The sequence below is a fragment of the Psychromonas arctica genome (genome assembly GCF_036697365.1).
GTDB classification, from domain to species: domain Bacteria; phylum Pseudomonadota; class Gammaproteobacteria; order Enterobacterales; family Psychromonadaceae; genus Psychromonas; species Psychromonas arctica_A.
In genome coordinates this window covers 97,061-119,950 of the sequence record NZ_JBAHZA010000005.1, presented here as the reverse complement: position 1 = coordinate 119,950, position 22,890 = coordinate 97,061, and the positions used below count along the sequence as shown (strand labels likewise).

Below are 22,890 nucleotides of genomic sequence, written 5' to 3'. Positions count from 1 at the left end.
GAATTAATGTGTTTTTTATTTTAAATAATCGGGCTGAAAATGAGAAATTCTACAGCCTCGTTATGTGCCGTAATGGTAGCGTAGCTGTGCAATCAGTATTGTGTCATTTTGGTTTTTGTATACGATTCTGTGCTCGTCATTAATTCGACGAGACCAGTAGCCTGACAAACCGTGTTTAAGAGGTTCTGGCTTTCCGATACCTTCAGTTGGGTTTCGTTGAATATCTTTGATTAACAAATTAATACGTTTAAGTATTTTTTTATCTGTAGTTTGCCAATAAAGATATTGCTCCCAAGCTTTGGTTGAAAAAGTTAATTTCATTCTCTTAACTCTCTTTCAGTTCCATTGCCAGCTTCAAGTTCGGCAATAGATTCTAAAAGTTCGCGTGCATTTGTTGGTGATCTAAGTAAATATGTAGTTTCCTGCATTGCGTTATAGTCTTCTAAAGACATCATGACGACTGGATCTTCACTTTTACGTGTAATAATAATTGGTGCATGATCATTACAAACATGCGCCATTGTATTTGCTAAATTTGCTCTAGCTGATGTGTAGCTTATTGCATCCATGTTAACTCCAAAATGTTCATGTACGTTTATTTGTACAATATAACGTAATGGCACATAACAAGCAATTTAAGTCGGAACAAAAATAGCTGGCTTTGTTTCGTACCTCAACAATTATAGCCAACTACTTTTGTCCGCTTAATATAGGCGTTGAGTATCAAGGAGTCATGTGAGTATTAAGATTAGAAAAATTGAAAGTGAGGATGTTAGTGGCTTTTATGATGCTTTGTGCACTGTTGCCAGTGAAGGCGTTTATTTACTTACAACTACACCGCCACCTTATGGAAAAATAGCTAATTTTGTGCGCAACAATATTAAAAACAACAATTCTCAATATGTCGCACTAATCGATAATAAAATCATAGGGTGGGTGGATATTATTCCATTAGAAAGGAATACGATGAATCATGTTGGGCATTTAGGAATGGGTGTTTTAGCTGATTTCCGTGGCATTGGAATCGGCTCTAAGTTGTTGGAAAAAGCAATGCGGCACGCTTGGAGTCAAAAGTTAACTAGGTTAGAGCTTGAGGTATTTACTGATAACGAAGCCGCCATTAAGTTATATGAAAAGTTTAACTTTGAAACTGAAGGTGTAAAAAAGCACGCTCGCTTATTTGAAGGTAAATATCAAGACATCAAGGTTATGGCTCAATATTGTATCTAGATCTTACATTATGCACACTTAACAAGGCGTTTAAACGGAACTTAGTCTTTCCCCACTTTAGTGGACACCTTCTCATTACACTGAGGAGGTTAAAATGCCTAAATACACCCAACCAAGAAAAAAATGGTTTTATCCAATTAATTTCAAAATTAAAGCTGTCGAGTTAAGCTTAAGAAACGATGTCATGCCTAAGGAGGTTGCTCAGGCACTCGATATTCATCCGTTAATGTTAAGCCGATGGCGAAAAGAATATCGTGAAGGTAAGTTTTCAAAGAAACCACGCTATCAGAGCAATAATGAATTAATGAGCAAACTACCAACAAAAAAAGAATTAAATAGCATTCAAAAGCTTAAGAAAGAAAATGAGTGTTTAAGACAGGAGAATGATTTACTTAAAAAGTGGCAACGGTATCTGGCGGAAGTACATCAGAGCGATTAAGATTCATCGAATAATTCGGACAAGACTTAGGTGTAAATACTTGTGCGCATGGCTCATTGTATCTCGTAGCGGCTATTATGCTTGGGTGAAAAGACCAATATCAGCTGATGCCATTTCAGATACTAAATTACTGACAGAAATAGAGCGAGTCTTTAATTTTAATCATCAACGATATGGTAGTCCTAAAGTGTTCCATGCACTTAAGTGTGAAGGTATTTGTACAAGTAAAAAACGTGTTGCACGATTAATGCGAGAGCATGGTTTAAGAGCGCGTGCATTAAAAACTTATAGTAAACCAGCAAAGGTAAAGCTCTTTTATAAAGAAATTGAAAATAAGCGCAAAGATATAGGTAAGCCAACATCGATAAATCAACAATGGTCTGGCGATATTACTTTCTTAAAAGTAGGAGCTTGTTGGTATTATTTAGCGGTCGTGATTGATTGGTATTCTTGTCGAGTGATTGGTTGGGCGTTTGGTAAAAACAAAACAACAGAGCTGACAATCAAAGCGTTATGGATGGTGTTCATTTTACTGGGTGAAGATCACATTAATTAAGAATAAAAGCTCATACCTATGATGATTATGTGGCATACAAACACGACAGTGGTGAGTACAAAGCGCATTTTTTTATAATCTTTGTGGTAGGTTTTCCATTGTGCTGTGGCTTTTTCAAATATAAGTATCAACCAAAAGCTTGTCCCTAACCAAGCGCCCATTCAATAGGCAAGAATGATAAAAAAGGTACTGGGATAACAGGTGCTACTGCTTTTATTGCATCGCTATAACTTTGCTCACCAGCACGCCACAAATTACCAGCCATAAAAGCAAGTATGGCAATACTATAAAAAGTAAAAAGCGCTACGCTGGTACTATTACTTTCAAACATAACTGGCCAGGCTACACAGCCTAAAAATGGCAATAACCCTAAATAACCAAGTTGAATATGATTAGAAAATTTTCTCATTGTGGCATGCCTTATCTGTAAGTGTTTTAAGCAGTTTTTAGTAGTGTTTTTAAAATATGAATAAATTGACGATGGATAAATTAATTACGAAAAGTGCTAACGAATAGTTCAATTTCAAAAATCGATTTTTTAATTAACTAATTTTATTTAATTTCTATGAAGGCTTACAGTATTGGACGCTGTGGTTAAGGTCACATACTTAGCTGTGCCGAGTTAGGTTGAAAGGTACCCTTAGAGAGACCTGGGATACGATGAGCGCTTCATTAATAATAAAAAGCTTATTAAAATCTCTAATGTACCAGCAATAAGCTTGGCTGGATAAATGACTCCAGTATTCAAGCTATATATTTCTCTCTATCGCTTTTCTACTTTCCCCATTTATTAATGTTGGGCAGGAATTTATACAGTATCCAGTGATAAAAGCGTTGCGGTAGAAAGGTCCTAACGAGTTTAAAGAATACTACGTCTAAGGTGCCAGCGACTCGCAGCGGGGGATTCTTTTGTTTCATTACTTTGAATACTTTGCGGGCAACGGTTTTAGAGGTGTAAGGAGTGAGCTTCATTATTTGCTCAATAAAGTTCTCCATATTGGTGTAGTGCTGGTGATAAGCAGAATCTTTTTCAGTGGAAGAGTGTTGGCTGAGCTCGGTCTTTTTTACTTTCTCAAATCCTTTTGAGTTGATAAAACCAGGCTGAACCAATGTCACCTTGATATTCCATGGTTTTAGCTCGTACCATAAACTTTCCGTTGCGCCTTCAAGGGCAAACTTTGATGCGCTATAAACGGCCATTGTTGGCATCGCCATTTGTCCACCCATGGATGAGATATTAATTATTTTGCCTTTTCTTTTGCTTCTCATTTTTGGTAAACATAAGCGAATCATCTCCATTGGAGAGCGAAAGTTGGTGTTCATTTGCAGTAGTCTGTTTTCTTCTGAAACATCTTCAACGACAGCTCTAAAAGCAAAGCCTGCATTATTGATAAGTATATCTACACCACCGTGTTGATTGTTTATCTCTTTGATTAAGTCTTGTCTCATATCGGAAGAAGTAATGTCGAGTGGGCGAAGCAGTATCTCATTGCTTTCTACAATACCATTGTCACTAAAGCGAGGCATTGAGTTAGGCCTTGCCGTTAAAACTACCCGATACTGTTGACTTGCTATTACTTTTTTAGCTATTTCAAGGCCTAATCCCGCGGAAGCGCCTGTAATCAAAACGAGGTCTTTAATCATGTTAGTTTTCATTCTTTAATGTTGGTTATCTAGGCTAAATACGCTGCCAATGGTGTGGTCATATATGGAGCGTATAATTTAAATATTACGGAGGAGCTGTTCTAAATAAAATTACGCTGCGCTACAGAGAGTGTAGACTTACTTTATTTCTCTTAGATAAGTTTTAGCGTCAATATTTTTTTATTGCAAGGTGAAAAGTCGCAAAGCTAGCGAACCGGCATAAACTTTGTCATTTAGTTGACTTTACGAGGTATGTATTTGAGAGTAGTGCCTAGTATTCTTTGTATGAGTTAATCTAGCACTAGTGTTAAGCTTTAATTATTATGTATCAACTATTTAAAAAGAGATTAAATGTCACAGCTAATACAACGACCTGATTATATTGAATACAATCATCAAGGCTTAGATAGAGGTTGGTTTACTCAGGCAGATATCGATACACTTGAAGATGAGCCTGCTATTTTCCAATGGACGATACCACATGCATTTGATAATAAATATTCAGCATGGAAAATACACGTGCCTTTTGTTTCTGTTTTAGGTATTCCTTTACTCTGGTCTACGATTTATGTGATTTACGGTATCATTAACTACGGAGGTCTTATACCTGGTTATATGTATGAACTTTATGTCTTGTTTTTTGTTTTTACTTTTTTTGCTTATGGTTTTTTTTATTGGATCAGTCGCAGTGCGTATCATCATATTGTTTTTAAAGTAACTGAGTCAGGTATTCTAAGGGATCAGCTTAAGCTGATGCCGAAGCATCGTTATCGTCGACAAGATCCCACTAAATTTGTACATTTTTTACGTTGGTTATCGGTGCCCTTTATTCTTATGGCATTAATGATACATCCTCTATTATTGGCTGGTGCAGCAGGAGCTATTTTCATTTCTTTTATGCCAATTAGAATTGATGATGCAGAGCGTGCACATTATATTCCTGTGTTATGGAATGATTCGAGTCTTCCAAAAGAAGAACAAATTTCAACGGTTAATATTGTACCCAAACGCAGAATTATTCACATTACTAGTGATAATGGCGCTAATGGTGCCACAATATTCTGCACGTCGGAAAATTTTGAGCAAATTAAAGAGTTTGTATTAAAAAAATTACCTCATGCTAAACGTGAGCATTTGTTGAGTTATGTATAGTAATTAGCATTTTTAATGTTCTTGGAGATTAAAATCATCAACAAAGTCGATAGTTGTCGGTTAAACTCTTTAGTCATAATGTTAATTGGATCAGATACATGACTCTCACCTACACGCCTACTATTAAAGACTGGTTTTCTTTGTTGTTACTCATTTTACTGTGGGGGACATCTTTTATGTTTACCGCGGTCTCACTGCAAAGTTTCAGTCCTGTCGCTATTGTTTCCCTTAGAGTTCTGATTGCTGCGATTATTCTAACTCTGTTTATGTATGCTAAGGGATGGCGTTTACCTTCTCAGCCTTTGGCTTGGGCGATATTTTTACTATTAGGTATTATGGGAAACTTGTTGCCCTTTTTTCTAATCTCAACAGGGCAGAAGGATATTAGCTCTGGTATTACCGGGCTATTGATGGCATTTATGCCATTAGCGACAATGATTTTGGCACATTACTTTGTTGTAGGTGAAAGCCTTAATCGCTTTAAGGTGTTCGGTTTTATATTAGGGATTACTGGTGTTGTGATTGTGCTTTGGCCGTCACTTGTAGGAGCACACAGTAGTTTGCTGAGTGGTTTATTGATTTTATTCGCTACGTTTAGTTATGCAATAAATGCTATTTTGGTGAGACGATTACCCTCTTATAACCCAGTTGTAACGGCAGCAGGGGTGATGATTATTTCTAGTATCGTTATAGTGCCACTATGGCTGTGGCAAGATTTACCGTGGCAACAAAACTATTCTTTAAAAGCCTCGTTATCTATGTTGTGGTTAGGTGTTGGTCCCACTGCATTTGCCACTATTCTTTTGTTTGCTGTTATTGGCTCAGCAGGTCCTACATTTCTTTCCTATATAAATTACGTGATCCCTGTTGTGGCGTATTTTACTGGTGCACTTCTTTTAGGTGAAACGATTGATTGGCACAGCCTAGTAGCAATGTTATTTATCATCTCTGGGATAGCACTAACGCGTAAGCGAGTCATTGACAAAAAACGAGGAAATGCCTGAGGTTGACGGGGCGCCTTCTATTTAACCATCACTAGCTACTAAGTTTACGATATCGCCTATTACCTTGAAACTAAAACATTGAAGCCGCCTAAGAGTCATCGTATAAATTATATTTTGACGAGAATATTATTTGCAGAGCGGAGGGGGAGGAAGTAATAAAGCCCATTTTAAAATAAGTGTTAACACCCGATAAACTTATCACTTTTTTGTTGTGTTTGATGTTTGCTCTGCACGCAGTGCTTTTTGTGCGCGTTCATCAAGTGGTACGCAACAACGTTTGTTTTCTGGTGTTAATCCCATCTCATCTAGCCAATTACAGTAGCGTTGCCATGTTTTAGTTATTATGTTCATACAATCTCCATTTTATTCATAATGTCGCGCTTAATGGTAAATAGATTATAGTGTTATATATTTAAAAACGAATAACCTTATTGTGAATACTGGGTCTATTAAGATACTTTAGCAAGTAAAACAGATATCATTCGTATATCAAGGAGTAAGTTATGAGTACTGCGCAGCTAGAGCAAGTGATTGCATTGATTGATAAAGCAAATAATCAAGATCCTAACATAGTGCTCGTTGATACTGTTGAATGGCCTAAAGAAAGGTTGTATTCACAACATATGTCGGAGATGTTGTCTCGTTTTAAACCTGATGCCAGTGACTTAATGCAGATTGCGGTAAGAGGGCAGCATATTCAACGTTGGCAATCTTTGCGTAGTGATTACCCTGAAGGGAAACAAGGTTATCACCAATGGCGAACGAACCTTTATACCTTTCATGCTGAGCAGGTGGCTGAACTAATGCAGCAAGTTGGTTATCAGGAAGATGCGATAGAGCAAGTTAAAAATGCTGTAGGCAAAAAATCCATTAAGCGTAACCCAGATTCACAACTACTTGAAGATATAGCTGGCTTAGTTTTTATTGAACATTACATGTTAGCATTTGCCAATAAGCATCCAGAATACAGTGAAGAAAAGTGGATTGGTATTATCCTTAAAACTTGGAAGAAGATGTCTGATGATGCCCACCAGTTTGTATTAGACGGCGAGATTACTTTACCTGTACCTCTACAAAGTTTAATTGTTAAAGCCATTAGTTAATTATTCACTACTTTCATTCTGCTTATTAATCATAGCTTTTCGTTAGATTAGAAGAGCTATTATAGGCTCAAACCTCAAACCTCAAACCTCAAACCTCAAACCTCAAACCTCAAACCTCAAACCTCAAACCTCAAACCTTTCGCCTTTAACCTTTAATCTTTAACCTTTAGCCTTTAACCTTTTACCTTTCGCCTTTCGCCTTTCGCCTTTAACCCTAGTCTTGACCTTGTGCTGCATTTTGATTTTGTTGTTTTCCATGTTGACACTTTTGTTGGGGTGTTTTAATGTGTTTACAGCTGATAAGGAGTAGTCAATTGAATAAGCAACCTAATAATATTACCAATGAGTTAGTTCACCTCGGCCGAGACAGTGTCACCAATGGGCGCTCGGTGAATTTACCTGTTCATCAAACCTCTACGATTCTTTTTAATTCACTGGAAGAGTTTGAAGCAGCACGAAATGATCGCTATGAAAAAGGGACCCTTTATTACGGTCGCTATGGCAATCCAGCTACTTTTGAACTTGAAAATATGATCAGTGAACTAGAAGAAGGCGCTGGCTGTGTGGCGGTTTCTTCTGGATTAACTGCTTGTGCTGTATCGCTGATGACCTTTGCATCTGCAGGTTCGCATATTTTAATTGCAGACACCGTTTATGGGCCAACCCGTATGTTTTGCGAAAATGTATTAAAAAACTATGGGGTGAAAGTTACCTATTTTGATCCGATGATTGGAACTGGTATTGATCAGCTAGTACAGGAAAATACCAGTGTCATTTTCTTGGAAGCCCCTGGTTCAGGTACTTTTGAAGTGCCAGATATCCCCGCTATTACTAAAGTAGCCAAGGACAAGGGGCTGACTTCTATCATTGATGGTACATGGTCAACGCCTTTGTTTTGTAAGCCAATAACCTTAGGCGTTGATGTGGTTGTGCATTCTGGATCTAAATATATCAGTGGTCATTCTGATGCGATGTTGGGTTTTATTGTGACGGCAACAGAAGCGCAGTATAACCAAGCTCGGAAAATGAGCTTAGCCTTTGGTGACCGAGCGGGAGCGAATGATGTTTTCCTTGCTTTGAGAGGGTTACGCACCTTAGAAATAAGGTTAAAGCAACACCAAGAAAGCACCTTAAAGATCATTGATTGGTTAAAAGCACAGCCATCGGTTTCACGTGTTCTACATCCTGCTTCACCTGATTGTCCTGGACATGAATTTTGGTGCCGAGATTTCAAAGGTGCTGCAGGTCTATTCAGTATTGAATTAGCTCATATTCCAGAGCAAAAAGTCAGAAACATGATTAATAGCTTATCGCTATTTGCTATTGGTTTGAGTTGGGGTGGCTTTGAAAGTCTTATTTTACCTGTTGATCCTGCTGCATTTCGTGTTGCCACTGAATGGAAAGAGCGAGGGCCATTAATCAGGTTAAATATTGGTTTAGAGAATACTCAGTCTTTAATTGATGATTTAGCAGTCGGCTTTAGTCATCTTAATGAATAATATTTAAAGGAATAATCATGACAGTTAAAAATAAAATAGATCACATTGTGATCGGTGCTAATGACCTAGAACAGGGTGTTGCTTTCATTAAAAAAAAGTTAAATGTGATACTCCCTAAAGCTAGTAAACATGCAGATATGAGCACTCATAACTGTGTTGCACCCACAGGTAATGACTCTTTCATTGAGATTTTATCGGTAGATCCCGAGGCTCCAACACCACCAAGAGCTCGTTGGTTCGATATGGATAATCCTGCTGTTGTTGAGAAGTTTAAGCAGTCACCATGTGCTTATCATTGGGTTGTTGGGACAACAGATTTAGATGCGGTTATTGCAAATAGCCCGATACCGCTTGGAGAGGTAGTTAAATTTAGTCGTGGAGATCGCAGTTGGCGATTAACTATTCCCACTGACGGTAGCTTACAAGAAAATGGCTTGATCCCTACCTTTATTGAATGGTCTCCTGGAGCACATCCATCGTCGGGTATGGCGGATTTAGGGCTTGAGTTACATGAAGTGGTGTTGACGCATCCAAAGCCTGCTTGGTTAATAGATATTTTACTAAAATTGAATGTTGCCCATTTAGCGACGGTCGTTGCTGGTAAAAATAAAGCGATTACTTTTAATATTGCTGTTAATAACCAAGCCCCAGTTCAAATCAGTTAATCCCACTTATTATTCAAAAAATATTATTTATGTTGTTATCTCTTTGTAACAACATAATTTTTTCCTGCCTGTTTGTTTATTTCTTTCTGTCATTAAATTTTATTTTAAATATTTATCAATTAGCTTCTGGATCTTTATTTTATTTTCGTATAGTGTTTTGTTATGCAAAACGTTAATGCTGTAATTCAGTACAAAATTTCATTGTGATTTAAAGAGGGATTTGAAATGACTAGTAAGAGTGGGTCTATATCTTCGCAAGAAGAAATATCGTTATGGGATATCTCTGCACCTGAAGCGATTCAATATGCTCCATTAGATGGTGATGTTGAGACTGAAGTTGCCATTATTGGTGCTGGATTTAGCGGGCTTTCAACTGCTTTGCACCTAGCTGAAAAAGACATTAGCTGTCGTGTATTAGATGCTAACAAGGTTGGGTTTGGTGGTTCAGGTAGAAACTGCGGTATGGTTAACCCTGGTATTTGGTTACCCCCACAAGATGTACGCAAAGTACTCGGTGAAGAAAATGCAACAACATTCCTTAATGCGATGGGCGATGCTCCTGATTACATTTTTTCATTAATCGAAAGGTTTAATATCGATTGTGAAGCGACTAGAAACGGCACAATCCACGCAGCTCATTCTAAGTCTGGCTTTAAAGAATTAACGGGGCGTGCTGAAGAATGGATCCGTCGTGGGCGTTCTGTTGAACTGCTTGATGCTAACAAAGCAAAAGAGATGATCGGTACAGCACGTTTCCATGGAGGTTTATTAGATTGCCAAGCAGGTACGGTCAACCCTATGGGCTATGCAAGAGGGCTAGCTGCTGCCGCTGACAGTACTGGCGCGATGATTCATGAAAAAACCGAAGTGACTAAGTTAACTCAACAGGGTGACAAATGGTTGGTGAGAACGAATCAAGGTAATGTGCTAGCGAATAAAGTCTTACTTGCTACGAATGCCTATAGCGATGACCTATGGCCTGGTCTTAAACAAACACTGACACATATTCACTTCTATCAAGTTGCTACAGAGCCACTAGGTCGTTTAGCCGACAAAATCCTACCTGGCGGTCAAAGTGTGTGGGATACAGGTTTAGTGATGTTTTCTGTGCGTAAAGATAAGTTTGGACGACTGATTGTTGGCAGCATGGGGAAATTAGCTGGCAAGAATGATTGTGGCTCTGAATATTGGGCACAAAAACAGTTAACAAAAATGTTCCCTGAGCTAGGCCTGGTTAAGTTTGAGAAATCATGGCATGGCGTGATTGGCTTAACACCGGATCACCTACCAAGAATTCATAACCCTGCAACTAATTTATATGCATTGGCTGGTTTTAACGGTCGAGGCATTACTACTGGAACCATCTTTGGTAAAGCGATGGCTGACTTTTTCACTGGCATGCCTGAGGGCGATTTATTAGTTCCTATCACCAAGATTAAACCCGATAAAGGTGCGCTGATTAGAGAGCCTGTTTACGAAGGTTGTTTTAAAGCATGGCGTTTTTATAAAAGTATTTAATACAAGATAAACAAATTGGAGAGTTGAAATGACACAGAAGAATGCTCGGATTGGTGTAGATATTGGCGGTACGTTTACTGATGTTGCCTTAGATCTTGATGGTACCTTATTCACCGGTAAGGTTTTAACAAATTACGCTCAACCAGAACAAGCTATTATTGATGGCATTAACGTAGTGTGCGAAAAAGCAGGGATTGACCTTAAACAAGTGACCACGGTTATCCATGGCACCACATTAGTGACTAACTCATTAATCGAAAGACGTGGTGCGAATACTGCTTTTATTACTACAGAGGGCTTTCGTGATGTTGTTGAAATGCGTACCGAAAACCGTTTTGAACAATATGACTTAAACCTGACATTGCCGACGCCATTAGTCAGTAGAACCTCTCGTTACACGCTTAATGAAAGAATAGGGGCTTCTGGTGAAATATTAACACCCTTGGATAAAGAAGAGTTATACGCGCTGGTTAAAAAAGTATTGGCAGCCGGTTATGAAGCGGTAGCGGTTGGTTTTATTCATTCTTATACAAATGACGCACATGAAGTGCAAGTTGCAAAGGCATTCGCTGAGATTGCGCCTGAGTTATCAGTGTCAATTTCTAGCCATGTATCACCACAGATTCGTGAGTTTCAACGCTTTAATACCGTGATTGCTAATGCTTATGTTCGTCCACAAGTCTCTGACTACCTAGGTCGATTACTATCACGTTTAAATGAAATGGGCATTAATTGTCCTGTCTTTATGATGCACTCAGCTGGTGGATTGATCAGTGTGGAAACTGCCTCTGAATTCCCAGTTCGTTTACTAGAGTCGGGCCCTGCTGGTGGTGCTATTTTTGCCGCTAAATTGGCAACAAGTTATGGCGAGGATCAAGTGGTTTCATTTGATATGGGCGGAACGACTGCAAAAATCTGTCTCATTGAAAATGGTAGACCAAAAACAGCGAACACCTTTGAAGTCGCACGTACCTACCGTTTTGCTAAAGGGTCTGGTATGCCGTTATCAACACCGGTTGTTGAAATGGTTGAGATTGGTGCTGGTGGTGGATCTATTGCTCATGTTGATGATATGAAACAAATTCGAGTTGGTCCTAAATCAGCGGCTTCTGAACCGGGTCCTGCATGTTACATGCGTGGTGGTGAAAACCCGACGGTAACAGACGCTAATTTATTACTTGGTCGTTTGGATCCTGACTTTTTTGCGGGTGGAGCAATTCCTTTATCTGTCGACTTCGCTACTCAGGCAATGCATAACAAAGTCGCTGAAAAAGTGGGCTTAGATGAGAAACAAGCGGCATTTGGTGTCACCGAAGTTGTTGATGAAAACATGGCAAACGCTGCACGTGTTCATACGGTAGAAAACGGCAAGGAAATTGCTAAATTCACCATGATAGCTTTTGGTGGTGGTGCACCGTTACATGCTTGCCGTTTATGTGAAAAATTAAGCATTAATTCATTGCTTATCCCTTCTGGTGCTGGTGTTGGTTCGGCGATTGGATTCTTAAATGCCCCATTCTCTTATGAAGCAACCTTAGGCATGTATCAGCGTTTAAATAACTTTGATGCTAGCAAGGTGAATGACGTCTTAGATGCATTAAGAAAAGAAGCCATTGCCTTTGTTCAAAAGGGGGCTGGGGAAGTAGAAACGACCACTCAAGTTCAAGCCTTTATGCGTTACACAGGGCAAGGTGCAGAAGTAGCGGTGGACATTCCTTACCAAGCCTATACCGATGCCGATGTGGCAATGTTTAAAGAGAAATTTGAAGCAAGTTATAACGAATTATTTGGGCGTGTTATCGACGGATTAGCTATTGAAATTACTAATTGGTCAATCACGGTTGCATCAAAACTGGAAGCAGCTGCTCCTATTAATCTACGTCATAAGGGTAAAACCGTTGAGGTAACTAAAACACGTGAATTCTTTGATGCCGCATTACGTGAAACGGTTACCGCGAGTGAAGTTGAGCGTAAATCGCTGAACGCCGGTGATTTAATAGCTGGACCTGCGGTGATAGTGGAAGAAGAAACATCGATTGTAGTGACATCTGGATATGCGGCAATTGCACAGGACGATAAGTCAATATTGCTGGTAAATAAAAAAACAATGGAGACGGAATAATGAAACTGAATAATGTTGATTATCAAATTATGTGGGCTCGTTTGGTAGCCGTTGTTGAAGAGCAAGCGACTACCTTAATTCGCACAGCTTTTTCAACGTCAGTCCGTGAAGCAGGTGATTTATCGGCGGGGGTATTTGACCGCCAAGGGCGAATGATTGCGCAAGCTGTGACTGGTACACCTGGACATGTTAACGCGATGGCTGAATCGGTCACCCATTTCATGAACGAGATTGGCCAAGATAATATCAAAGAGGGAGATGTTTATTTAACCAATGACCCTTGGAAAGGGACGGGTCATCTTCATGACTTTACCATGGTGTCACCTTCATTTTATCAAGGTAAACATATTGGTTTCTTTGCTGCAACAGCGCACGTAGTTGATATCGGTGGCCGTGGGTTTGGGCCTGATGCCAATGAAGTATATGAAGAAGGGTTATTAATCCCTATCATGAAGTTTGTTGTTGAAGGTGAAGTGAATAAAGGTCTAGTTAATATTATTCGTAACAATGTACGTGAACAAGACCAAGTGATTGGTGATTTATATTCATTGGCCGCGTGTAATGCCACTGGCGATGACCGATTAATGAGTATGATGGATGAGTTTTCATTAACTGAATTGGATGACCTGTCTGACTTTATTATCGATAGCAGTCGAGCAGCGACTCTAGCTCGTATTGCTGATTTACCAGATGGTACTTACCATAATGCAATGAGTGTTGATGGCTACGAAAAACAAGTTGATATGAAGGTTGCTTTAACTATTACAGGTGACACTTTGTTAGCTGATTTTGATGGTACTTCAGGCTTGAGTAAATTTGGTGTGAATGTACCTATGGTGTATACCAGAGCTTATGCTTGTTATGGATTAAAGTGTGCTATTGCACCTGATATTCCAAATAATACTGGTTCATTATTACCTTTCTCTGTTACGGCACCTGAAGGTTGTATTTTAAATGCGCCACACCCAGCACCGGTTTCAGTGCGTCATGTAATAGGACACTTGATCCCAGATGTGGTGTTAGGTGCATTACATCATTGTATTCCAGGTGTATCACCTGCTGAAGGAGCAAGTGCCTTATGGAATGTATTGATCAGTGCTAGACCAGTTGATCCTGCATCAGGTCTACCACCAGCAGAAATTTTAATGTTTAACTCTGGTGGTATGGGCGCTCGCGCAACCTTAGACGGTTTAAGTGCAACCGCATTTCCTTCTGGCGTAAGTACTATGTCTAGTGAAGCAACAGAGCATGTAGGACCGCTGACAGTATGGCGTAAAGAGTTACGTGAAGGATCTGGTGGTAGTGGAGAGTTCCGTGGCGGGTTAGGGCAAACCATTGAAATTAGTGCGACGCAAGGATATGAGCTGTATTTTAACGCGATGTTTGACCGTATTAAGTTCCCTGCACGAGGGCTAAATGGCGGTGGCAGTGGTGGGGCAGGTTGTGCTTCATTAGATGATGGCACTGTGCTCAAAGGCAAAGGGCGTCAAAAAGTGCCTGCTGGTGTTAAGTTAATTCTTCAGTTGCCTGGCGGTGGTGGATATGGAGACCCTAAAAAACGTGACCGTGACGCGGTGAAAGCAGATTTAGCAGCGGGATATATCACAGAGAAGCAAGCCATTGAAGATTATGGTTTAGCTATCTAAGCAGCTGTTTATCTGTATAACTTTTTATATAACTAAAAAGGCTGAATTGTGATTGCAATTCAGCCTTTTTTTATGGCACTCAAAGCAGGTATGTAGTCAGCTTTACTAATTATATTAAATAATTGATGGTTAACTTTCTGCTATTTTAGCCGAAACAATAATACCCGCATCACGAACGGCAATACATATCTTTTCTAGGTCGCCATCTTTTAAGTTGATGTCTGGAATAGACACTCCTAAGGCCCCTAATACTTCGCCATTAGGTGCCTTAATTGCTGCACCAAAACTCATGATACGTTCACGGTATTCACCTGTATCAATAGAGTAACCACGCTCAAGGGTTGCGGCCATATCTTTATCTAACTGTTGCAGAGTAGTGATCGTTTTATCCGTATATTGCACCAACTCACCTTTGAGTTGCTCGCGGAGTAACTTGTATTGCTCCGCTAGAATAGCTTTACCTGGACCAACACAATACAGTGGTGCCATTCCACCTTTTAAAGACCATGAGCGAATAGGTTGCGTACTGTCTATTTTATCGATGTATAAAACAGATAAACCATCGCGGACAGCAAGGTAAATGGTTGCACCGGTAACTTGTGATAATTTACGCATTTGTGGAGCTGCGATAGCAGGTAGGTCTAAGTGGTCCATAATACGCTGGCCTAATTGCCACGCTTTCATGGTACAAGAGTAGTTTTTACCATCAGGCTGATGTACATAACCTAAAATGCTTAAAGAACGCAGTAATCGGAAAGTATTCGATTTGGTCATTTCACACTCTAGTGATAATTCTGTTACGCCTTTTTCTGTTGGGGAGCTTGCTAATGTCTCGAGGATTTTTAGCCCTTTTAAAAGTGTAGAGTCTACTTTTACGGCTGCTTTGCTTTTTTCATCTTCATTTTTCATTGAGGTAAACTTCTTATTTTTAAAGTGGTTTATATTTAAAAAAGTGTACCTATATACTAATATAATGCAAAGTTATTATTGATTTAATGTGCCATTTATTGGCACATACATCATTTATAATGAATAATTTATGTTGCCTTGCTTTTATTTATGATTCTATAATTTCTTTGAGTTTAGTTTCTCTTCTTTCCATACGAATTAACAGTAAAATTAAGAAAGCCCCAAAACTTAAAACTCCTCCTGCGATATATAACCCTTGGTCGTAACTACCAGTATTTTGCGCGATCATACCGGTTAACGCAGGGGCAATAATTTGTGCAAAACCATAAGTTAAAGTGAGTTTTCCCATTAATTTCGCTGGTTTACCTGGGTAAAAACGACCTGCCATGGTTAAGACTAAGCTGACGCAGCCAATGAAGGTGCCACCGTATAATAATGCACTGATAATCGCACCTGTTAAACTATGATTAAATAAGGGGAGAGTAATGCCTACAACTTGTATGGCGTAAGCGAGAAAGATTGCATTAAGGTAACCCCATCGATGTGCAATTCTGTCCCAAATAATGGCGGCAGGTAACGCTGCTAAACCAACCAGCATAAAGACCATTGGTCCTTGTCCTTTCAATGAGGCTTGACTTTCAATAATATCGACCATGAAAGTGGCGCTAATAACGTAACCATAACCAGCACAGAAATAAGCAGCAAGCATGATCCATAAAAAAGTTCTACTTGGTGGGGTATCTTTAACCTGCCTAGGGTTTATGGCATTTTTTGCTTCTTTAGTGCTAGGGATCCATAGCCAAGCTGGAATACTTAATATCAGTGCAACAACGGCAAACCATGTCCATTGCTCCTGCCAAGTGAATAGATAATGAAGCATTAATTCTACTAATGCAGACGCTAAAATAATCCCAAGACCCATGCCTGCGAAGTGAATGCCTAACTCGCCTCGGTGGCCATTTTTCATCAACCAATTTAAGATGATCCCTGACGCAATTAGCATTCCACCTGAGCTACTTAATCCAGAGAAAAAACGCAATATAGACCAAATCATTACATTTTCAGTCCACGCCATTGCTAAGGTTGTGAGGACTGCAAGAATCAAGTAAACACGGTATAAAATGCCTTTCAATGTGAGGTTATTGATAGAAGCAACCAAAATGGCGCCACACATATAACCTGCATAATTAGCGGCTGCTAGCCAACCGCCACCTGATTCGGAAAGTACTGTTTGGCTTTGCATCAAAGGGAGGAGAGGAGTGTAAGAAAAGCGAGCAATACCAAGTGTTACAATCATACTGAATATACCTGCAGCCAATACTTTATAGCGTTGCAGATCTGTTGTTATGTTCACTGTTTGAGTTCCTTGAATTGCCATAGTTACTGTCCTTTCCCTTATTGCTTAACAGGTGTAGTTCATACCTAATCTACCGCCATCCACATAGATGGTTTCACCTGTAATATAGCTTGCTTTATCACTGGCAAGAAACGCCACTACACTACCAATTTCACTTGGTTTACCAACGCGTTTTAAAGGAGTGCGTGACATCACCATTTGCATTGCTTCTGGGTTGGCATTTACACCGGCCATCATTTCAGTATTAATTGAACCTGGACCAACAGCATTTACTCGAATGTTATTAGGTGCCAATGATAAAGCCATTGCTTTAGTTAACTGCATTACGCCACCTTTGGAAGCACAATAAGCTGAAATAGTAGGGATCGCGACTTGGGCATTAACAGAGCTCATATTAATAATTGAACCGGCTATTCCTTTATCAACCATAGTTTGAGCAACTCGTTGTGAAGCGATAAATGTGCCTGTTAAGTTTACGTTAATCACCGAAGTAAACTGCTCAATAGTCGTATCTAAAAAATCACCAGGGCTAGCAAATCCTGCATTGTTGACTAATACAGAGACTGGGCCGTATTCAGCTTCAACAATGTCAAAAGTATTTAGGATGGCTTTGCTGTCACCCATATCACAAGGTAAAAAAACAGCGTCATTAGCGAGTTCTTTAGCCGCTTTCTCACCTGTTTTAGTATCAATATCAGTAATAACAATGCGGAATCCATCTTCAGCTAACGCGTGTGCACAAGCTAATCCAATGCCTTTAGCACCACCAGTAATTAATGCGATTAATTTGTCACTCATAATTTCTCCTTGGTATATTTTTGTTAAATGGTGATTAATTTTGTTTCAAACATCATGCCTAAGTTAATATTTTGAGTCAACATGTAAAACAGTTGTTCTGCATTTTGATATTTTGTTGTGTAGTTGGTTGGCTAAACGAATGACGGCAATCAATAAAAAAATGTGATTGATTGCCATTTTATGGAAGCTAGAATGTTTATTAGATTATTGGTTTGTTAGTTCATTAATTGGCAACGGGCGAATCAAATGCAGTGATGCTTGGGGCGACTTCTGTAAACCTTTCAACATTAACCAAGGTGCTATGTGCCGCTGTTCCCTGTGATAATCGAGATGTCCGGCCATCATGGGTTAATACATTAGGGTTGCCGTGCTTATCTAATGATCCTACTTTTCCGGGGTGTTCTGGGTCATACCAAGCTCCTGTCCATAAAAAGATAACCTGCTCTCTTACATCATTAGTTACGACTGCACCGGCGAGGCAAGTGCCACGTTGATTATGTAACTTAATAATATCGCCATCCTTAATACCTAGTTTTTCAGCATCAATAGGGTTGATTAACGCGGGTTCTCGGCCTTGTACTTTTTTGCTACGGCTGTATTCACCTGGATCTAACTGGCTATGTAATCTTGTTTTAGGTTGCCCTGAAATCAAATGGAATTGATATTGGTTAGATTTCTCACTTCCTAACCACTCTTTAGGTTTTAACCAAGTCGCGTGTCCTGGGCAGTCTTGATAATTAAAACTTGCTATTTTTTCTGAGTAGATTTCTATTTTACCACTGGGTGTCGGCAGTGCATTATTAATGGGATCTGAACGAAACTCACTTAAAAAAACATGTTCAGGGGCGGGATCATGAAATTCAATAATGTCACCCGATAAGAAACTGTTTAAGTTGGGCAGGGTATAATCAAATTGGGATGCGGTATCCTGCATTTGTAACCACATTTTTTCCAACCATTGTCTAGAGGTGCGGCCTTCGGTAAATTGTTCTTTAAAGCCGAGCTTTTCAGAAAGAGCGGTGAAAATATCGTATTCATCACGTGCTTCGCCTATTGGCGACAATACTCTTGGCATAGGAATAATACTGGTATCCTGTGTTCCTGCGCCAATATCTTCGCGCTCTAACGTTGAGGTTGCAGGTAGAACGATATCAGCGTGTTTTGCTGTTGCTGTCCAATATATTTCATTAACGATGATAGTTTCAGGTTGTTGGAAGGCTTTTAATAATTGGTTTAAGTCCTGGTGATGGTGAAAAGGATTACCACCAGCCCACCAAACTAAACGTATTTCGGGGTAAGTTAAGGTTTGACCATTGTACTCATACTGGGTATTAGGCTTGAGTAGCATATCGGTTATTGTTGCTACAGGAATAAAGGTATCAACTGGGTTTTTACCTTGTGGGAAAGAAGGCCAACGCATTGGGCGATCTGTTGTGCCTATACTCGCATCTCCACCATAACCAATACCGTAACCACCGCCAGGTGTGCCTATTTGTCCTAAAATAGCCGCTAAGGTGACAGTCATCCAAAGTGGTTGCTCGCCATATTCTGCACGTTGTAAACCAACGGCGGTACAAATAATGGTGGAAGACTTAGCCATACGACGTGATAAATTCTGAATAGTGTCAGCAGGTACACCTGATAATTCACTGGCCCAACAAGCATCCTTTACAATGCCGTCCTTGTCACCCATCAAATAAGCTTTAAAACGATCAAACCCTGTGGTGTATTGGTCTAAAAAGGCTTGGTCATGCAACCCTTCATCAAGCAAGGTATGTGCAATTCCCATCATGATCGCGGTATCTGAACCTGGTTTTGCTGCTATCCATTGCGCATCTAACTCTGCTAAGGAGTCAGTCTTTAAGGGGCTAAAGTTAACAAAATCAACACCGGCTTCCTTACAGGAAATAAGGTCATCACGTAAGCGGTGTCGTGATAAGCCACCACCACCCACTTGTCCATTTCTCACTGGAATACCACCAAACATCACTACAATCTCACCATGTTTGGCGATTGAACTCCAGCGTGTTGCTTGTTTAACGTGGTCTCTGAAGTTTCCTACTATATAAGGTAATAAAGTCAGTGCCGCGTTATAACTATAATTACCTTCACTTCTCACAAAACCACCAGAGCAATTTAAAAAGCGTTTTAATTGGCTTTGAGCATGATGAAATCGACCTGCACTACTCCATCCATAAGAACCACCAAAAATAGCTTCATTGCCATAGTTATCTCGTACTCGGTACATCTCTTTAGTGATTAACTCGAGCGCCACTTCCCATGATACCTCTACAAAAGGGTCTTCACCTCGTGGTGAGCCTCCACTTTGATAGCCATTTTCTAAGTAACTTTTACGCACTGCTGGACTGCGGATACGTGTTTTTCCATCTACTACTCCAATCAGGTTGTTATTGATTTTAGAGGGATCATTATCATTAGGATGGCCTTTAACCGTGGTGATTTTATCGTTTGAGGTTTCTATTACTGAAGCGCCCCAATGGTTCGCCGTAATAAACTGACTGGATTGTTTTGTTTTTTCTGAAGGCATGACCAATATTCCTTTTTAATCGATAACCAATAAATTAACTGTATTGATATGTGGTTCACATGTTTTATATAAGAGCATTTTAATTTAAAGGTGTCCACTGCATTATAGTTTCTTCATCTTGTTGTTTGTTATTTTTTACAAGCAATATTATGACCAGTCTGGACAAGGTGAGAATGTATAGCCGGCGGTTTAGTCAGTACAGCTTAACCGCTTACTTTTGGTGCGAGTTTCTTGATTTAGATCAATTGTGGTGCGTGCTTGTGCTGTGTGGCGTGTTGATAATAAAGCAGTCTTGCATTGCTTATTACGGTTTTTTAAAAATCTGAAAAGCGAATTACTAGGCTAGGCATGCGCTTACAGTGATTTACTGATTGCCATTAATATCATTTCAATAGCTTGGCATAAAAAATGCTATATATTAAGCTCCTTGTGCTGAATTAAGATACAAGCGTGCTGAAAAATAAACTAACGTAAAATGGAGTGTTACGATGATTAAACCACTAAAACTTCTTGTAGCGGCAGCGACAACTACCTGTGCTCTTTCTTTTTCTCAAATGGCAATGGCAAAAAGTCCAACTGTACAAGCTATTCAAGATCGCGGTTCACTACTATGTAGTGGTCATAACGGTAGTTATTTCGGGTTTGTTGAGGTTAATGACAAAAACGAATGGAAAGGATTAGACATTGATTTATGTAAAGCATTAACCACGGCGATCCTTGGGTCTCCTGACAAAGTAAAAATTATCCCTTTAAGTTGGGCTCAACGCTTTACTTCATTGCAATCAGGTGATGTTGATATCGTGATTAAAGCAACGGGTTGGACAATGGGGCGCGATACCGAGCTAGGTTTACAGTTTAGCTTGCCTTATTTTTTTGCTGGTGCACAGCTGATGGCTCACAAAGAGTTGGGTATTACCGATGCAACCGGTTTAGAAGGTGGAACTGTTTGTGTTGAAGCAGGGACAACGATTGAAAGGATAGTTGCCGATTACCTAAAAACTAAAAATGTGAAACACACTATGGTGGCTTATGAAAAAGCATCGGAATTACGTGCTGCTTATTTAGCTGAACGCTGTGATGCTTTTGCTGCTTGGGGACCAAGTTTAGCTGTATTACGTGCTACAGGTGTAGATGATGCTGATAAGCATGTCATTTTAAAGGATGTACTTTCTAGCGAGCCTATTGCTGCTGCAATGCGTCAGGGTGATGAAGAGTTTGTTGATGTGATGAACTGGGCGATAGCGAGTTTGTTATTGGCTGAAGAGTACGGTGTTACTAAGGCGAATATTGAGGAGGTGGTAGCAAATCCACCGAACCCAACGGTAGCAAGATTATTAGGTGTGACACCAGGTATCGGTAAACGTTTAGGTTTACGTGAAACATGGGCGCGCGAAATGATTGCGGAAGTAGGTAATTACAGCGAAATTTACGAACGTAACTTAGGCAAAGAATCCCCTTATAAATTAGCTCGTGGGTTAAATAATTTATGGAGTCATGGTGGTGTGTTGTATTCACCAATCCTTGATTAAGCCTATTTATTAGATAACGACGGAGACTGTAGTATGGAACAGACTAAACCACCAAGTGAGCTCGATATCAAAGGCATTATCATTCAAGCTCTTTTTTTGATTGCTGTCGCAGTGCTTATTACTAGCGCTTACTCTAGTGGACAGACTAACTTGAGTAAAATGGGGCTCACTAATGGCTTTAGTTTTTTAGAGCGAGCAACGGGATGGTCATATTCATTTAGCATGATTGATCACTCTACCGATGACCCATACTACAGGACTCTATTTTCAGGGTTTTTAAATACCTTTGTATTAGGTATTACTGCCATTGTTTTTTCGACTATTTTTGGCTTTGCTATTGGTACTGCAAGGGATGCGAAAAACTTAGCAGTTCAGGGCTCTGCAGCTATTTTTATCCAAATATTTCGTAACATTCCGCTTATTTTACAATTGATATTTTGGTATGCCGTATTAATCCATTTACCTAGTCCGAGGCAGGCAATGGGGTTTTATGACACCATTTTTATGTCTAATAGAGGGGTCATGATACCCACTTTAAATATGTCCCTTTATACCTGGTTAATAGTGGTTGCTATTGCTATCGGGGCTTACTTTTCCATCAATAAATTTTGTAAACAAAAAAAGCCTATTAAGATTTTGGCTTGGGTAACGATTATGGCGGTGAGTGTGTTGCTACTAGGTAATCTGTTTGTACCCGAAAATGAACCTCTCTTATCAATCCCTGAATTAAAAGGGTTACGTTTTGTGGGGGGGGTGACATTGAATATCGAATTGGTCGCTATGTTGATTGCCATTATTTTATACGGCAGTTCATACATTGCAGAAGTTGTCCGAGGCGGTCTTCAAGAGGTGCCAAAAGGGTTGACTGAAGCGGGTAACTCGCTTGGTTTGAGTGACCGTCAAATTTGGTTCAAAATTAAAATGCCGATGGCCTTGCGTACTATTCTCCCACCATTAGGCAACCAATGGATATTTCTAATCAAAGCTACCACGATCGGTGTTGCTATTGGCTATAGCGACCTATTTATGATCATTTCAACTTCTATTACACAGTCAGGCCAAACATTAGAGTTAATCGGCATCTTAATGAGCGCGTTTTTATTGATTAACTTCTCTCTTGCGCGATTAATTAATCTGTTGAATAAAAAGCTACAACTAAAGGGGCATTAGT

At 39.6% G+C, this 22,890-nt stretch carries 19 protein-coding genes and 2 pseudogenes; 12 read left to right on the top strand and 9 right to left on the bottom strand.

Annotation, left to right across the window (positions count from 1 at the left end; translation table 11 throughout):
- Positions 1-60: 60 nt before the first annotated feature.
- Positions 61-321, bottom strand: coding sequence for a Txe/YoeB family addiction module toxin (locus V5290_RS07325; RefSeq protein WP_028865307.1), 261 nt, complete (start codon positions 319-321; stop codon positions 61-63).
- The gene (locus V5290_RS07320; RefSeq protein ID WP_333383443.1) at positions 318-569 is read right to left on the bottom strand and encodes a type II toxin-antitoxin system prevent-host-death family antitoxin; all 252 of its coding nucleotides are present in this window, start codon (positions 567-569) and stop codon (positions 318-320) included. Before V5290_RS07320 ends, V5290_RS07325 begins: the two co-directional genes overlap by 4 nt.
- Before the next feature lie 166 nt (positions 570-735).
- Here V5290_RS07320 and V5290_RS07315 point away from each other — a divergent pair, with 166 nt between their 5' ends.
- Both V5290_RS07315 and V5290_RS07310 read left to right on the top strand, forming a co-directional pair.
- Entirely contained in the window at positions 736-1,230 is a 495-nt protein-coding gene (locus tag V5290_RS07315; protein ID WP_333383439.1) for a GNAT family N-acetyltransferase, read from the top strand.
- A gap of 94 nt (positions 1,231-1,324) precedes the next feature.
- Positions 1,325-2,183: pseudogene (locus tag V5290_RS07310) on the top strand (IS3 family transposase); the annotation flags it as partial.
- Between the two features lie 38 nt (positions 2,184-2,221).
- On the opposite strand, the pseudogene V5290_RS07305 reads toward V5290_RS07310, so the two are convergent.
- Positions 2,222-2,634: pseudogene (locus V5290_RS07305) on the bottom strand (DUF3429 domain-containing protein).
- A 365-nt stretch (positions 2,635-2,999) separates the two neighbouring features.
- Positions 3,000-3,869 (bottom strand): SDR family NAD(P)-dependent oxidoreductase, encoded by an 870-nt coding sequence (locus V5290_RS07300; RefSeq protein WP_333383437.1) that lies wholly within the window; start codon positions 3,867-3,869, stop codon positions 3,000-3,002.
- A gap of 351 nt (positions 3,870-4,220) precedes the next feature.
- On the opposite strand from V5290_RS07300, the gene V5290_RS07295 reads away from it, so the two are divergent.
- The gene (locus tag V5290_RS07295; RefSeq protein ID WP_333383436.1) at positions 4,221-5,021 is read left to right on the top strand and encodes a hypothetical protein; all 801 of its coding nucleotides are present in this window, start codon (positions 4,221-4,223) and stop codon (positions 5,019-5,021) included.
- A gap of 98 nt (positions 5,022-5,119) precedes the next feature.
- Positions 5,120-6,025 (top strand): DMT family transporter, encoded by a 906-nt coding sequence (locus tag V5290_RS07290; protein WP_333383433.1) that lies wholly within the window; start codon positions 5,120-5,122, stop codon positions 6,023-6,025.
- Positions 6,026-6,223: 198 nt separating this feature from the next.
- Here the strand turns inward: V5290_RS07290 and V5290_RS07285 are convergent, their stop codons facing one another.
- Positions 6,224-6,376, bottom strand: a complete 153-nt coding sequence (locus V5290_RS07285) for a hypothetical protein (RefSeq protein ID WP_333383429.1) — start codon at positions 6,374-6,376, stop codon at positions 6,224-6,226.
- Positions 6,377-6,528: 152 nt separating this feature from the next.
- On the opposite strand from V5290_RS07285, the gene V5290_RS07280 reads away from it, so the two are divergent.
- The 6 genes from V5290_RS07280 to V5290_RS07255 all read left to right on the top strand — a co-directional run bounded on the left by V5290_RS07280 (position 6,529) and on the right by V5290_RS07255 (position 14,578).
- Positions 6,529-7,128: a DUF4202 domain-containing protein gene (locus V5290_RS07280; protein ID WP_333383426.1), complete on the top strand. Its 600-nt coding sequence runs from the start codon at positions 6,529-6,531 to the stop codon at positions 7,126-7,128.
- A gap of 314 nt (positions 7,129-7,442) precedes the next feature.
- The gene (gene metC / locus V5290_RS07275; protein ID WP_333383423.1) at positions 7,443-8,627 is read left to right on the top strand and encodes a cystathionine beta-lyase; all 1,185 of its coding nucleotides are present in this window, start codon (positions 7,443-7,445) and stop codon (positions 8,625-8,627) included.
- Positions 8,628-8,644: 17 nt separating this feature from the next.
- Positions 8,645-9,292, top strand: coding sequence for a VOC family protein (locus V5290_RS07270; protein ID WP_333383420.1), 648 nt, complete (start codon positions 8,645-8,647; stop codon positions 9,290-9,292).
- A gap of 225 nt (positions 9,293-9,517) precedes the next feature.
- A complete protein-coding gene (locus tag V5290_RS07265; protein WP_333383417.1) occupies positions 9,518-10,810 on the top strand; it encodes an FAD-binding oxidoreductase in 1,293 nt (430 codons plus the stop codon).
- A 28-nt stretch (positions 10,811-10,838) separates the two neighbouring features.
- Positions 10,839-12,932, top strand: coding sequence for a hydantoinase/oxoprolinase family protein (locus V5290_RS07260; protein ID WP_333383415.1), 2,094 nt, complete (start codon positions 10,839-10,841; stop codon positions 12,930-12,932).
- A complete protein-coding gene (locus V5290_RS07255) occupies positions 12,932-14,578 on the top strand; it encodes a hydantoinase B/oxoprolinase family protein (RefSeq protein WP_333383412.1) in 1,647 nt (548 codons plus the stop codon). Before V5290_RS07260 ends, V5290_RS07255 begins: the two co-directional genes overlap by 1 nt.
- 129 nt (positions 14,579-14,707) lie before the next feature.
- Here V5290_RS07255 and V5290_RS07250 read toward each other — a convergent pair whose 3' ends face one another.
- The 4 genes from V5290_RS07250 to V5290_RS07235 form a co-directional block, all read right to left on the bottom strand.
- The gene (locus V5290_RS07250; protein ID WP_333383408.1) at positions 14,708-15,487 is read right to left on the bottom strand and encodes an IclR family transcriptional regulator; all 780 of its coding nucleotides are present in this window, start codon (positions 15,485-15,487) and stop codon (positions 14,708-14,710) included.
- A gap of 148 nt (positions 15,488-15,635) precedes the next feature.
- Positions 15,636-16,865, bottom strand: a complete 1,230-nt coding sequence (locus V5290_RS07245) for a YbfB/YjiJ family MFS transporter (protein WP_333383405.1) — start codon at positions 16,863-16,865, stop codon at positions 15,636-15,638.
- A gap of 24 nt (positions 16,866-16,889) precedes the next feature.
- Positions 16,890-17,642: an SDR family oxidoreductase gene (locus tag V5290_RS07240; RefSeq protein ID WP_333383402.1), complete on the bottom strand. Its 753-nt coding sequence runs from the start codon at positions 17,640-17,642 to the stop codon at positions 16,890-16,892.
- A gap of 223 nt (positions 17,643-17,865) precedes the next feature.
- Positions 17,866-20,190 (bottom strand): molybdopterin-dependent oxidoreductase, encoded by a 2,325-nt coding sequence (locus V5290_RS07235; protein ID WP_333383399.1) that lies wholly within the window; start codon positions 20,188-20,190, stop codon positions 17,866-17,868.
- Positions 20,191-20,678: 488 nt separating this feature from the next.
- On the opposite strand from V5290_RS07235, the gene V5290_RS07230 reads away from it, so the two are divergent.
- The gene (locus tag V5290_RS07230; protein ID WP_333383397.1) at positions 20,679-21,719 is read left to right on the top strand and encodes a transporter substrate-binding domain-containing protein; all 1,041 of its coding nucleotides are present in this window, start codon (positions 20,679-20,681) and stop codon (positions 21,717-21,719) included.
- 33 nt (positions 21,720-21,752) lie between these two features.
- Entirely contained in the window at positions 21,753-22,889 is a 1,137-nt protein-coding gene (locus tag V5290_RS07225; RefSeq protein ID WP_333383394.1) for an ABC transporter permease subunit, read from the top strand.
- Position 22,890 lies beyond the last annotated feature (1 nt).